The organism is Rhizobium anhuiense (assembly GCF_003985145.1).
Lineage (GTDB): Bacteria > Pseudomonadota > Alphaproteobacteria > Rhizobiales > Rhizobiaceae > Rhizobium > Rhizobium anhuiense.
On sequence record NZ_ML133524.1, the window covers coordinates 215,364 to 228,934 of the forward strand.

Here is a 13,571-nt window from a genome sequence, read left to right on the forward strand (position 1 = left end):
CCGGTAATGCGCGCACACTCCTCCCGTGCGCGGCCTGCGACCATTCCGTCCGCCTCCGGAGCCGGCCTCTCATATTTTTGGTAACAGCAATGAGATAGAGGAGTTGCCGCGCCCGCCAAGAGACGAGCGCGGAATTTATGCCTCAGCCGGCGAATTTACCGCTGCGCGGAAAGCCCTTCGGCACGGTGCGACCGGCGGTGGCGCGGTCGGCCAGCCATTCGGCAAGCTCGTCCTTGTTCTTCGTGAAGGTACGGCCGGCACTGTCTTCCCAGATAAGGCCGTCTGATATCGCGAAGCAGCGGACGTCGGAAATGCCGCCATCCTTGTAACGCTGCAGACGGACGCCCTTGCCGCGCGACATCTCCGGCACCTGCGCCAGCGGGAAGACCAGCAGCTTGCGGTTTTCGCCGACGACGGCGACATGGTCGCCGCTGACGGGCACGAGCAGTTGCGTTTCCTCGGGCAGCGCGACGTTCATGATCTGCTTGCCCTTGCGCGTATTGGCGACCAGCTCTGCCTCCGGAACGACGAAGCCGTTGCCGGCTGTGGAGACAATCAGCTGCTTGCGCGCGGGATCGTGGACGAAAGCGGTCAACACCGCCTGATCGTTATCCATGTCGACCATGATGCGCAGCGGCTCGCCGTGACCGCGACCGCCGGGCAACTTGTCGCCGCCGAGCGTGAAGGCCTTGCCGCCGGTCGTGACGATCAGGATCTTGTCCGTCGTCTGCGCCGGGAAGGCTATCTTCAAGCCGTCGCCTTCCTTGAAGGTCAGCGTCGCCGTATCGGCGATATGGCCCTTCAGCGCGCGGATCCAACCCTTTTCGGAAATGACGACGGTGATCGGTTCCTTCTCGATCATCGCCTGCTGGATTGCTTCCTCGTCGGCCTCAGGCGCATCGGCAAACTGCGTGCGGCGGCGGCCGACCTCGGTCGCCTTGGCGAATTTCTTCTTCACTTCGCCGATTTCCCAGGCGACCGTCTGCCACTGCTTTTCGTCGGAGGCAAGAAGTGTCTCGATCTCACCCTTTTCCTTGGTGAGTTCGTCGAATTCCTTGCGGATCTCGAACTCTTCGAGCTTGCGCAAGGCGCGCAGCCGCATGTTGAGGATCGCCTCGACCTGATTGTCGGTCAGATCCCAGCGCGCCATCATCACCGGCTTCGGCTCATCCTCCTCGCGGATGATGCGGATGACCTCGTCGATGTTGAGATAGGCGACCAGAAGACCACCGAGAATTTCGAGGCGCCTGTCGATCGCCGCCAGACGGAAGCGCGAGCGGCGCTGCAGAACTTCGCGGCGGTGGTCCAGCCACTCCTTCAGCACCTCGTTCAGCGCCATGACCCGCGGGATGCGGCCCATGGAGAGCACGTTCATGTTGAGCGGGAATCGGCTCTCGAGCTCCGTCAGCTTGAACATCGATTCCATCAGGATCGTCGGATCGACGCTGCGGGTCTTCGGCACCAGCACGACACGGATGTCCTCGGCCGATTCGTCGCGGATATCCTCCAGCAACGGCAGCTTGCGGGCGATCAGCAGCTCGGCGATCTTCTCGATCAGCCGCGATTTCTGCACCTGGAAGGGAATTTCGGTGATGACGATCTGGTAGCCGCCGCGGCCGAGATCTTCCGTCTGCCATTTCGCCCGCACGCGGAAACCGCCGCGGCCGGTACGATAGCTCTCGATGATGCTGTCGCGGCTGTCGATGATGATGCCGCCGGTCGGGAAGTCCGGGCCGGGAATGAATTCGACGAGCTTTTCGACGGTGGCATCCGGATGCTTGATCAGATGCAGGGCGGCATCGCAAAGCTCGTGGGCATTGTGCGACGGGATCGAGGTCGCCATGCCGACGGCGATGCCGGAGGAGCCGTTGGCGAGCAGATTCGGGAAGGCGCCGGGAAGGACGACCGGCTCGGTATTCGATTCGTCGTAAGTATCACGGAAATCGACGGCATCCTGATCGATGCCCTCGAGCAGCAGTTCGGAGACCGCCGTCATCTTCGATTCGGTGTAACGCATGGCGGCGGGGCTGTCGCCGTCGATATTGCCGAAATTGCCCTGGCCGTTGACCAGCGTGTAGCGCTGCGAGAAATCCTGGGCGAGACGGGCAAGCGCATCGTAGATCGACTGGTCGCCGTGCGGATGGTAGTTACCCATCACTTCGCCGACGATCTTGGCGCATTTCCTGAAGGCTGTATTCGGCCTCAGCCCCATCTCGTTCATCGCATAGACGATGCGGCGATGGACGGGCTTCAGCCCGTCGCGCACGTCAGGCAAAGCGCGGTGCATGATGGTCGACAGCGCATAGGCAAGGTAACGCTGCTCGAGCGCCGCCTTGAGGTCGACCGGCTGGATGTTGTCGTCGTCTCCGCCGGAAGGCGGCAAAATCTCTTGTCCCATGGGTCTTGACTAGCCCAGAAGAGCCCGGCGGGCAAGGAATCTAGCCTATTGCAGCTGTGGATGAAGTCTTGGGAATGACATCTCCAACGCATCGTGCTCTCCGAAAATCGGAATAGATTTTCGGAGAGCACGATGCGAGGGTTGAAAGTGTTACAGTGTCCTTTGCGCGTCTGAAAGACGCGCGGCACTGCAAGGATGAGACAAACGTTCCGCCGTAATTTGGACTTCGTTTGCCGTTCCTTTCAACGGAAATTTAGAAGTCCGCAAATATAAAGCGGGCCCAATCCGTAGTAGCGTAACTGCAGATTTCCAACCGCCACACGCCACCAGAGGAATCACCCCATGAATATTTCCCGGACAACGCGGCTGATGCTGTCGGGCGCCGCCTTTTTCTCGCTCGCCGGTTCGGCTTTCGCTCTCGACGGCACCGATTTGCTGAAGAAGCTTAATGCCGCCTATGCCGCTCAGGGCGGGACGATTGCGGCTGAGAACATCGACATCGACGGCACGACCGTGACCTTGAAGAATGTCACCGTCAAGCCGACCGGCGGCGAGAGCCTGCCCATCGGCGAAGTCACCCTTACCGGCGTCGAAGAAGACGAGGATGGCGGCTATTACATCGAAGAGGCCGCCTTCCCCGATATCAACAAAACGGAAGACGGCGTCACGGTGACGGCGCAGGAGCTGACGCTCGGCGGCATCTCGATCCCGGCAACGGCGGGCGGCGACACGCTCGATACCATGATGCTCTACGAAAGTGCCCATACCGGCCCGCTGAAGGTGGTCAAGGACGGCGCGGAAGTGTTCTCGGTGCTCGAAAGCAATATGAACCTGACGCTGCGCGAGGACGAATCCGGCTTCGATTTCGACGGCGCCTTCAAAAGCATGAAGGCCGATCTGACCAAGACCCAGGATGCGCAAAGCAAGGACGCGATCGAGAAGCTCGCACTGCAGCACGTCCAGGGCGACATCACCATGAAGGGCGCCTGGGAACTTGCCCCCGGCACGATCGACATTTCGGAATTCGCCCTCGATTTCACCAACGTCGGCAAGCTCAATCTCGGTTTCAAGATCTCCGGCTACACGATGGCCTTCATGAAATCGATGCAGGATGCGATGAAGGAATCCGAAGCCAATCCGAACAAGGAACAGTCGCAGCAGGCGCTCGGCCTTGCCATGCTTGGCCTGATGCAGCAGCTGTCCTTCGAGGCCGCACAGGTGCGCTTCGAAGATGCTTCGATCACCAAGCGCGCGCTGGATTATGCCGGTTCGCAGCAGAACATGTCCGGCAAGCAGATGGCGGATTCGCTGAAGGCGATGACGCCGATCATGCTGGCGCAGCTCAATATCCCGGAACTGCAGAACGCCGTTTCGGCCGCCGTCAACACCTTCCTCGACGATCCGAAGAGCCTGACGGTCAAGGCCGCGCCTGAAAAGCCGGTGCCGTTCCCGACGATCGTGGGCGCCGCCATGGGCGCCCCGAACACCCTGCCGCAGGTGCTCGGCGTCAAGGTTACCGCCAACGACTGATCGCTTCGATCTTGCGATCAAAGGCCCGGCAGCAGTGAACTGCGCCCCAAAGGTTGATGTCCAACTCTCGGGGCCAGTTCACGGACTGCCGGGCCTTTTCGTTTTCAGGCGCGGTGGCGGGCGACCTCGGCGATCGCGTGGGCTGCGATATCAAGCAGTTCTTCAAGAGGCGCCCCGTCCCTCGCCTGCACCGACATGCCCTGGATGATGGCGCCGAGGAACCGTGCGAGTGCGCGAGGATTCGTCCCGGCCTTGATATCGCGTTCGCGAATGCCGCGCTCGATCCTCGCGGTGAAAGCGTCGAGCGACCGACGACGCATCGCCGCGACATGGTCGACGATCGCTTCGTTCTCGCTGGCGCAGTTCAGCGCCGCCGTCGAGATCATGCAGCCTTTCGGATGCTCCGGTGCCGAGAAGATCGCCGCCGAGCCCCGCAATATGCGCTCGAAGGCGGAGACGGTGTCGATCGGCTCGCCGAGCGCGGAAAAGGTGTCAGCGCCCAGGCCGCGATATTGCTCGAGCGCCGCGCGATAGAGATCGGCCTTCGAGTTGAAGGCGGCATAGAGGCTTTGCGGCGTGATGCCCATTGCGGCGGTGAGATCGGCGATCGAGGCGCCCTCATATCCATGCGCCCAGAAGGTCTCGCGCGCCGCCGAGAGAACGGTCTCGCGGTCGAAGGCCGGCGGGCGGCCGCGTCGTCGGGCGGCGGGATTTTTCGTGTCAGCGCTATTTTTCACAATGATCACTCTAGAAATTCGAAGCAGCTTGCTATATTCAGGAACGGTCATTGTGATTATAGGAGATTTAATCTGATGAGTCTTCCCCTCGAAACGGCGGATGCCGACAGGAATTCATCCCTTGCCGCAGCAGTCGATGCGGCAATCACAAGCGCGATCACCGAAAAACGGCTGGTTGGAACGGTGGTGCTCGTCGCCCGCGACGGAGAGATCGTCCATCGCCGCGCCGCCGGCCTTGCCGATCGCGAAAACGGTTTGGCCATGCGCGAGGACACGATCTTCAGGCTCGCCTCCATTACCAAGCCGATCGTCACCATCGCCGCGATGCGGCTCGTCGAGCAGGGAAGAATCGGGCTCGACGACGCGGTGACGCAATGGCTGCCGGACTTCCGTCCAAGGCTGCCCGACGGCGCCGAAGCAACCATTCGCATCCGCCACCTGCTGACCCATACAGCGGGCCTCGGCTACAGCTTCTCCGAAGAGGACGGCGGCCCTTATATCAGCGCCGGCGTTTCCGACGGCCTCGACGAACCGGGACTGCCGCTGGCCGAGAACCTGCGGCGGATCGCCAGCGCGCCGCTGCGCTTCACCCCGGGCAGCGACTGGCAATATTCCCTCGCCATGGATGTTCTGGGCGGCGTCATCGAGGCGGAAACCGGCGTGCCGCTCGGCGACGCGGTCGCTGATCTGGTGACGAAACCGCTCGGTCTTGCCGATACCACGTTTTCGGTTCGCGACCGCAGCCGGCTGGCGGCGGCCTATATGGATGCTTCACCGGAACCGGCGCTGATGGGCGAGAATGCGCTGGTGATGTCGCTGATGGGTCCCATCCGCTTCGCGCCGAACCGTATCTTCGACCCCGCCTCCTATCATTCGGGCGGCGCCGGCATGGCGGGAACCGCGGGTGACGTGCTCGCCATCCTCGACACCATCCGCAGGGGCGGCGCCCCGCTGGTCTCGAGCGAAACCGTCCGGATGATGACGACCGACCAGGCCGGCGGGCGCCGCCAACAGCACGAGCCCGGTTCCGGCTTCGGTTTCGGCTGGTCCGTTATCACCAATCCGGCCGAGGCAGGCGTCCCCTTCCCCAAGGGCACGCTGAAATGGGGCGGCGTCTACGGCCATAGCTGGTTCATCGACCCGGTCAACGGGCTGACCGTCGTGGCGCTGACCAACACGACGCTGGAGGGCATGTGGGGCAAGTTCACCGTCGATCTTCGCGAGGCGATCTACGCGGCATTATGAGCGAGTGAAACAAGCAAAAAGCCCGGCGGTTGTGCCGCCGGGCTTTTTGCATTTGGGATCAGAGATCTCATTCTTTCTTGACCGGCGGGATCGGCCGGATCGAGAGCTCGCGCAGCTGCGTCGGCGTTGCCGGGCTCGGCGCCCCCATCAAGAGGTCCTGGGCCTGCTGGTTCATCGGGAACAGCGAGATTTCGCGCAGGTTCTTCGCGCCGACGAGCAGCATGACGATGCGATCGATGCCGAAGGCAGCGCCGCCATGCGGGGGCGCGCCATACTGGAAGGCGCGGTAGAGGCCGCCGAAACGATCTTCGACATCCTGCTGGCTGAGGCCGACCTTCTCGAAGGCGGCGACCATGGTTTCCGGCGACTGGTTGCGGATCGAGCCCGAGGCGATTTCGAAACCGTTGCAGACGGCGTCATACTGGAACGCCTTGATCGTCAAGGGATCCTGGTTCTTAAGCGCGTCAAGGCCGCCTTGCGGCATCGAGAACGGGTTGTGGGCGAAGTCGACCTTCTTGTCTTCCTCGCTCCACTCGAAGAAGGGGAAGTCAACGATCCAGCACAGTTCGAAGCGGTCGCGGTCGACGAGGTTCAGTTCTTCGCCAGCCTTGGTGCGAGCCTCGCCGGCGAACTTGTAGAACTTTTCCGGCTCGCCGGCAACGAAGAAGCAGGCGTCACCATCTCCGAGGCCGAGCTGGGTGCGGATCGCATCGGTGCGTTCCTCGCCGATGTTCTTGGCAAGCGGACCTGCGCCTTCGAGCTTGTCGTTCTCGCTGCGCCAGAAGATGTAGCCGAGGCCGGGCTGGCCCTGGCTCTGCGCCCAGGCGTTCATGCGGTCGCAGAAGGCGCGCGAGCCGCCGGTCTTTGCCGGGATCGCCCAGATCTCAACCTTCGGGTTGGAGGCGATCATGCCGGCGAAGACCTTGAAGCCGGAGCCGGCAAAATGTTCGGTCACCGCTTCCATGACGATCGGGTTGCGCAGGTCCGGCTTGTCCGAACCATATTTGCGGATCGCCTCGTCATAGGGGATGCGCGGCCATTCCTTGGTGACCGGCTTGCCTTCGGCGAATTCCTCGAAAATGTTGGTCATCAACGGACCCATCGTGTTCCAGACATCTTCCTGGGTCACGAAGCTCATTTCGAGGTCGAGCTGGTAGAATTCGCCCGGCAGGCGGTCGGCCCGCGGGTCTTCATCGCGGAAGCAGGGCGCGATCTGGAAGTAGCGGTCGAAGCCCGCGACCATCAGCAGCTGCTTGTACTGCTGCGGCGCCTGCGGCAGCGCGTAGAAGGTGCCGGGATGAATGCGCGAGGGCACGAGGAAGTCGCGTGCGCCTTCCGGCGAGGAGGCCGTCAGGATCGGGGTCGTATATTCGGTGAAGCCGACATTGCCCATTTCGCGGCGCATGGCGGAGATGACCTGAGTGCGCTTGACGATGTTCCGGTGCAGCGTTTCGCGGCGAAGATCGAGGAAACGATACTTGAGGCGGACGTCCTCGGGATAGTCCGGCTCACCGAAGACCGGCAGCGGCAATTCCTTGGCGGCGGAGAGGACTTCGATCTCCTGTGCGTAGAGCTCGATCTCACCGGTTGCCATGGTCTTGTTGACGGTGTCTTCGGTGCGGGCCTTGACGAGACCGTCGATGCGGATGACCCATTCACCGCGCACGGTTTCCGCCATCTTGAAGGCCGGGCTGTCGGGATCGGCGACGACCTGGGTAATGCCGTAATGGTCGCGAAGGTCGATGAAGAGAACGCCGCCATGGTCGCGAACGCGGTGGACCCAGCCGGAAATGCGGACGGTCGAGCCGACATCCGTCTTGCGGAGTGCGGCGCATGTGTGGCTGCGATAGCGATGCATGATGTCAAATCCTGGCATGTACTGAGACGGCAGCAAGGGTTTCAGGACCCTCAAGCGCCGACAAGAAAATCGGGCGGAAAAGCGCATGGACGCTCCGATTTGTCAAGGCTTGGCGCACGCGGCCGGGCGTTTGACACGCGTTTATGGCGAGGCGGCGGCCGCCATGCTGCGGCAGTTTGGCCGCGCTTGCCGTATTGCTGAAGCTACCGGTCAACTTTAAAAGGATCGGCATTCTCACCGTGGAGCGTCCGCATGCCTCTGCTTACCCGCCGCAACCTCTTGAAGGCATCCGCCGTCGCGGGCGCTTATGGCGCCGGCATTGGCATTGCCGGCAAATTCGGGCTTGCCGAGGCAGCTCCCGAGCCGCAGTTGCTGACGGCGGTAAAGACCGAGGCCATGCTGACCGAGGCGGGACCGACCAGGGATATCATGAGCTGGGGCCACGACGGCATGCCGCCGGTTTTGAGGATGACCAAGGGACGCCCTTATGCGGCGCGGCTGAAAAACGGGCTCGACGAGCCGACCACGATCCACTGGCACGGGCTTCGCATCGACAACCGCATGGACGGCGTACCGTTCATGACGCAGCCCTACATCTATACCGGCGACAGCTTCGATTATGCCTTCACGCCACCCGATGCCGGCACCTTCTGGTATCATCCGCATTGCAACACGCTGACGCAGATGGGGCACGGCATGACCGGCGTCATCGTCGTCGAGGACCCAGCCGATCCGGGGTTCGATGCCGAAGTGGTGCTGAACCTGCGTGACTGGCGGCTCGGCGGCGACGGGCAATTCATCGCTCCCTTCCGGCCGCGCGACGCGGCCAAGACCGGCACCTACGGCACGGTGCGCACGGCCAACTGGCACCAGGAACCGCAATATGACGCGCCGGCCGGCGGGCTGGTGCGGCTGCGCATCGCGATCACCGACGTGACGCGGATCTTCTCGCTGAAGATGGAAGGCGCCGATGCGACGGTGATTGCGATCGACGGCAACCCGGTGCCGAAGCGCTTTCCCCTAGACCTCCTGCAGATCGGGCCGGGTCAACGGCTCGATCTCGCCGTGCGCATGCCAGATAGCGAAGGCGTGGTCGCGACGCTGGAAGATATCCGCGGCACGACGCCGAAGACGATCGCCAGCCTGCGCGCGGTCGGATCATCATTGAAGCGCGATATCGGCGATCTCGGGCCGCTTGTCGAAAATCCGGTGCCGAAGGCCGATCTTTCCACCGCCGAACAGATCCCGCTGGTGCTGAGCGCCACCGCCGAGAATGCCGCCGTCGAAAGCATCTGCGGCACGCTCGGCTACAGTTTCTGGGCCATCAACAAGGTGCCGTGGCCGGGCGACACGCCCGATCCGACGGCGCCGCTTGCGGAATTGAAGCTCGGCAGGAGCTATGTCTTCAATCTGGAGAACACCACGCCGCATACGCATCCGATCCATCTGCACGGGATGAGCTTCACGGTGATCTCCTCCTCGACGCGGGAGGTGATGCCGCTCACCTCCGATACCTATCTCATCCAACCGGACGAGAAGGTGCAGCTCGCCTTCGTCGCCGACAATCCCGGCGACTGGCTGCTGCATTGCCATATCATCGAGCATCAGAAGACGGGGATGACGAGTTATCTCAGGGTGAGCTGAGACCGCGCGCCTTCACGATCGTGGTCGCGCGTCGCGCCGTGGTTCGCCCTTGCCTCAGTTTGGACGTGATTCTTCGCCAGCAATGCTCGAAGCGTATGCTGTTGTATTGACATATCGAACCGAAAGGAGAAGGAAGGTTCAACCGACCTTTTCCTTGCGAATGAAATGATATGATCGAAACCACCGCCGATTTGGCGGCCGCCTGCAAAGAGCTGGCCAAGTCCGACTTCATCACCATCGACACCGAATTCCTGCGCGAGACGACCTTCTGGCCGGAGCTCTGCCTGATCCAGATGGCAAGCCCGACGACCGAAGTTCTCGTCGATCCGCTGGCCAAGGGCATCGATCTCGCCCCCTTCTTCGAGCTGATGGCCGATACGAAGGTGCTGAAGGTCTTTCATGCGGCGCGCCAGGACATTGAAATCATCTTCAATCGCGGCAATCTCATTCCGCATCCGATCTTCGACACGCAGGTCGCCGCCATGGTCTGCGGCTTCGGCGACAGCGTCTCCTACGATCAACTGGTCAGCCGCATCAAGAGTGTCCATATCGACAAGTCGTCGCGCTTCACCGACTGGAGCCGCCGGCCGCTCTCCGACAAGCAGCTGGAATATGCGCTGGCCGACGTCACCCACCTGCGCGACGTCTACCTGTCGCTGAAGGCGGAGCTCGATCGCGAAGGCCGCACCTCCTGGCTCTCGGAGGAAATGGATATTCTCGAGGCGCGCGAAACCTACGACATGCATCCCGACGATGCCTGGCAGCGCTTGAAGATGCGTCTGCGCAAGCCGCAGGAGCTGGCGATCCTGAAATATGTCGCCGCCTGGCGCGAACGCGAGGCCCGCGCCCGCAACGTGCCGCGGTCGCGCGTGCTGAAGGATGATGCGATCTACGAGATCGCCCAGCAGCAGCCCAAGGATACCGAGGCGCTGGGCCGGTTGCGCACCATTCCGAAAGGCTGGGAGCGCTCGACCTCCGGCGCCGCTGTCATCGAGGCCGTCAACACGGCACTTGCTATTCCGAAGGCCGATATGCCGCACGCACCACGCCAGGCGCAGGCGCCCGAAGGGGCCGCTGCCGCCGTCGAACTGCTCAAGGTGCTGTTGAAGCTGATTTCGGAAAAACACGGCGTGGCGCCGAAGGTGATCGCCAACAGCGAGGATCTCGACAGGATCGCCGCCGAGGGCGAAAAGGCCGATGTCGCGGCCCTCAGCGGCTGGCGGCGCGATCTTTTCGGCGAGCCGGCGCTGCGGCTGATCCAGGGCGACATCGCTCTGCGCTTCGTCGACCGGAAGGTCGAAACCGTCAGCCTCTGAGGTTGGATAGATTATGCAGCACTTCCAAGTGCTGCATCGTGCTTCACGCGTCCGAACGACGCGGCGCCGTCCTTTCGAATTCGCTTGACGGTTGGTTCCGGCCGGAAACAATGGCTGGGTGAAACATCACGGCGCAGAGGCGGCATGCGGGAAATATCTCCGACGCAGAATTGGATCCTGATCGCGATCGTCCTCGCGGCCAGCGGCGTCATCTATGATTCCATGTTCTATTCCAACCAGACGCCCGTCATCGGAGCGATCTTCGCGCTTTTCATCGGCATGCCGATCATCGCTTTCGAGCGTAAGGTGCTGTTGCGCACGCTCTACAGGCGCATCCAAAAGCTGCCGACTTTCGCCTTCATCATCACCGAGCTGGTGATCTATGAGATCCTGATGAGCATCGGCTTTGCCTGCGCGGGCCTGCTGCTCTGGTCGGTCGGCATGCTGAAGCCGCCGTCGCTCCTCGATCTCGTCATCATGCCGTTCGAGGTCTTCCTCTATGCGCTGGCGGTCTGCGCCTTGATGATCTTCGTCCTGCGTGTGCGAGAACTGCTCGGCCGCGACGTTTTCCTCAGCATGCTCGTCAGCCGCTACCGCAATCCGGTCCGGGAAGAACGTGTCTTCCTGTTCATCGATCTGGTCGATTCGACGGCCTTTGCCGAAAAGCACGGTGACCTCAGGGCGCAGCAGCTGCTGAGCTCGCTGTTTGCGACCTTCGCCGAGCCCGTCAGGCGTCACAAGGGCATGATCAACGACTATGTCGGGGATGCCGCGATCATCACCTGGCCGCTTGCCCGTGGTGTCAAGAATGCGCGCTGCGTGCGCTGCATCTTCGACATTCTCGCCGATATCGACGCCAATGCCGCCGGCTGGCGGAAAAATTACGGCCAGGTGCCGAAGCTGCGCGCCGCCCTTCACGGCGGCGAGATCATCACCGCCGAAGTCGGCGTCGACCATCACAAAATCAGCTATTTCGGCGATACGGTGAACACCACCGCTCGGCTGGAAACCCTCTGCCGCAGTCTGAACCGGCCGGTGCTGATCTCCGCCGAGCTTGCCCGGCGCATGGAGTTTCCCGACAACATCTCCTGCGAAGATCTCGGCACCCATGCCGTCAGGGGCCGCGGCCAGGCGCTTGGCGTCATGGCGCTTTCCTCACGCGCGGTGACCGTCCTGAACACGCCCGCCGTCATTCTGCACGGCTGAGCAGCGGTTCGGCCGCACGTCACCAAAGCTTCACCCAACCGTCAATTCGCTGACATCAAAGCCCTGCTAAGCGGAAAGCATTCGCATCCGTTCCACGGGGATATTATGAAGACCGTCCTTTTTGCTTCCGTATCGCTTTTCATCCTGGTCGCGACCTCCGCTGCGGCCGACCAGCAGCAGTTTCCGGCCAAGCTCGCCGGCCAGGCGATCCTGCCTGCCAACACCATGGTTCCGGCACCGGCCGATGCCCCCGAATTCCTCAAGCATTCCGGCAAGTTCACGACGGCGGACCGCAAGCGCACCGAAGCGCTCGGCACCGTTCCCGGCAAGGACGGCGCCCGCATCACCGATCTGAAGCTTCACTTCAACGGCCAGCCGATCCAGGGTTTTTCCGGCATCAAGACGATGACCGACGGCACCTTCTGGACGCTCTCCGACAACGGCTTCGGCTCGAAGGCCAACTCGTCCGACTCCATGCTCTTCCTGCACCAGATGAAGTTCGACTGGGCCGGCAACAAGGCTGATGTCGTCAAGAACCTCTTCCTCTCCGACCCCAACAAGATCGCTCCGTTCCCGATCGTGCTCGAAGGCACCGACACGCGCTACCTCACCGGCGCCGACTTCGATATCGAATCGATCCAGCCGGTTGCCGACGGCTTCTGGCTCGGCGACGAATTCGGTCCCTACATCCTGAAATTCGACCCGTCAGGCCGCCTAACCGACGTCATCCCGACGACGCTCGACGGCAAGCCGGTGTTTTCGCCCGACAATCCGCTGATCCAGCTGCCGGGCAACCCGGCCGCGAAGATGCCGGTCTTCAACCTGAAGCGCTCCGGCGGCTTCGAAGGCCTCGCCATGTCGAAGGATGGTTCCAAGCTCTACGGCCTACTCGAAGGCGCCATCTACAAGGATGACGGCACGATGGAAACGGTCGATGGCCACACCGCCATCCGCGTTATCGAATTCGACGTCGCCGCCAAGAAGTGGACCGGCCGCAGCTGGCTCTATCCGTTCGAAGACAAGGGCGTGTCGATCGGCGACTTCAACATGCTCGACGACACGACCGCTCTCGTCATCGAGCGCGACAGCGGCGCCGGCGCCAAGGACAAGGCCTGCGCCGACCCCAAGCAGCCGAAGCCGGATTGCTTCGAGGCTCCGGCCGAACTGAAGCGCGTCTACAAGATCGAGTTCAACGATGCCAATGTCGGCAAGGCCGTCCGCAAGATCGGCTATATCGACCTCCTCAATATCCAGGACCCCGACAACAAGAAGAAGGCCGGCAGCAAGGACGGCGTCTACGACATGCCGTTCGTGACGATCGAAAACGTCGACCGCGTCGACGCCACGCACATCATCATCGGCAACGACAACAACCTGCCCTTCTCGGCCGGCCGCGCCGTCGACAAGGCCGACAATAACGAGTTCAGCCTGCTTGAGGTCGGCGAGTTTTTGAACGCGAAGTAATTCGGGTTTGATGTGAGATAGAGAGGGCGGTACGTAAGCGCCGCCCTTTTTTATCTGGTCGTGGGCATCTAAGTTTCTCCCTCATTCCTGTGCTCGTCACAGGAATGCAGTGCGCCCAAGTCGTTGGGCGCAAGAGACTTTTTCAACCCTCGCACTGAGTCGTTCACCGAGCG

Annotated in this window: 9 protein-coding genes; 6 read left to right on the plus strand and 3 right to left on the minus strand. The window is 62.1% G+C overall.

Features of this window, described 5'->3' with window-relative positions; translation table 11 throughout:
* Positions 1-142: 142 nt before the first annotated feature.
* Positions 143-2,398, minus strand: a complete 2,256-nt coding sequence (gene parC / locus EEQ99_RS14355) for a DNA topoisomerase IV subunit A (protein ID WP_097542994.1) — start codon at positions 2,396-2,398, stop codon at positions 143-145.
* 342 nt (positions 2,399-2,740) lie between these two features.
* Here parC and EEQ99_RS14360 point away from each other — a divergent pair, with 342 nt between their 5' ends.
* Positions 2,741-3,928 carry a hypothetical protein gene (locus EEQ99_RS14360; protein WP_127430645.1) on the plus strand — a complete coding sequence of 396 codons (1,188 nt, stop codon included), beginning with the start codon at positions 2,741-2,743 and terminating at the stop codon, positions 3,926-3,928.
* 104 nt (positions 3,929-4,032) lie between these two features.
* Here the strand turns inward: EEQ99_RS14360 and EEQ99_RS14365 are convergent, their stop codons facing one another.
* Positions 4,033-4,674 carry a TetR/AcrR family transcriptional regulator gene (locus EEQ99_RS14365; protein ID WP_097631116.1) on the minus strand — a complete coding sequence of 214 codons (642 nt, stop codon included), beginning with the start codon at positions 4,672-4,674 and terminating at the stop codon, positions 4,033-4,035.
* Positions 4,675-4,740: 66 nt separating this feature from the next.
* On the opposite strand from EEQ99_RS14365, the gene EEQ99_RS14370 reads away from it, so the two are divergent.
* On the plus strand, positions 4,741-5,910 hold the full coding sequence (locus tag EEQ99_RS14370) for a serine hydrolase domain-containing protein (protein ID WP_097631052.1): 1,170 nt from the start codon (positions 4,741-4,743) through the stop codon (positions 5,908-5,910).
* Positions 5,911-5,977: 67 nt separating this feature from the next.
* Here the strand turns inward: EEQ99_RS14370 and aspS are convergent, their stop codons facing one another.
* A complete protein-coding gene (aspS, locus tag EEQ99_RS14375) occupies positions 5,978-7,768 on the minus strand; it encodes an aspartate--tRNA ligase (protein ID WP_127430646.1) in 1,791 nt (596 codons plus the stop codon).
* Positions 7,769-8,020: 252 nt separating this feature from the next.
* On the opposite strand from aspS, the gene EEQ99_RS14385 reads away from it, so the two are divergent.
* The 4 genes from EEQ99_RS14385 (at position 8,021) to EEQ99_RS14400 (ending at position 13,398) form a co-directional block, all read left to right on the plus strand.
* Positions 8,021-9,412 carry a multicopper oxidase family protein gene (locus EEQ99_RS14385; protein WP_127430647.1) on the plus strand — a complete coding sequence of 464 codons (1,392 nt, stop codon included), beginning with the start codon at positions 8,021-8,023 and terminating at the stop codon, positions 9,410-9,412.
* Positions 9,413-9,582: 170 nt separating this feature from the next.
* Positions 9,583-10,728: a ribonuclease D gene (gene rnd / locus EEQ99_RS14390; RefSeq protein ID WP_127430648.1), complete on the plus strand. Its 1,146-nt coding sequence runs from the start codon at positions 9,583-9,585 to the stop codon at positions 10,726-10,728.
* A 144-nt stretch (positions 10,729-10,872) separates the two neighbouring features.
* Positions 10,873-11,934: an adenylate/guanylate cyclase domain-containing protein gene (locus EEQ99_RS14395; RefSeq protein WP_025570680.1), complete on the plus strand. Its 1,062-nt coding sequence runs from the start codon at positions 10,873-10,875 to the stop codon at positions 11,932-11,934.
* A 105-nt stretch (positions 11,935-12,039) separates the two neighbouring features.
* Entirely contained in the window at positions 12,040-13,398 is a 1,359-nt protein-coding gene (locus tag EEQ99_RS14400) for an esterase-like activity of phytase family protein (RefSeq protein WP_127430649.1), read from the plus strand.
* Positions 13,399-13,571: the final 173 nt, after the last annotated feature.

Coding starts and splice junctions, on each gene's coding strand:
- parC (WP_097542994.1), bottom strand. CDS start 2,398: ATGGGACAAGAGATTTTGCCGCCTTCCGGCGGAGACGACGACAACATC.
- EEQ99_RS14360 (WP_127430645.1), top strand. CDS start 2,741: ATGAATATTTCCCGGACAACGCGGCTGATGCTGTCGGGCGCCGCCTTT.
- EEQ99_RS14370 (WP_097631052.1), top strand. CDS start 4,741: ATGAGTCTTCCCCTCGAAACGGCGGATGCCGACAGGAATTCATCCCTT.
- aspS (WP_127430646.1), bottom strand. CDS start 7,768: ATGCATCGCTATCGCAGCCACACATGCGCCGCACTCCGCAAGACGGAT.
- EEQ99_RS14385 (WP_127430647.1), top strand. CDS start 8,021: ATGCCTCTGCTTACCCGCCGCAACCTCTTGAAGGCATCCGCCGTCGCG.
- rnd (WP_127430648.1), top strand. CDS start 9,583: ATGATCGAAACCACCGCCGATTTGGCGGCCGCCTGCAAAGAGCTGGCC.
- EEQ99_RS14395 (WP_025570680.1), top strand. CDS start 10,873: ATGCGGGAAATATCTCCGACGCAGAATTGGATCCTGATCGCGATCGTC.
- EEQ99_RS14400 (WP_127430649.1), top strand. CDS start 12,040: ATGAAGACCGTCCTTTTTGCTTCCGTATCGCTTTTCATCCTGGTCGCG.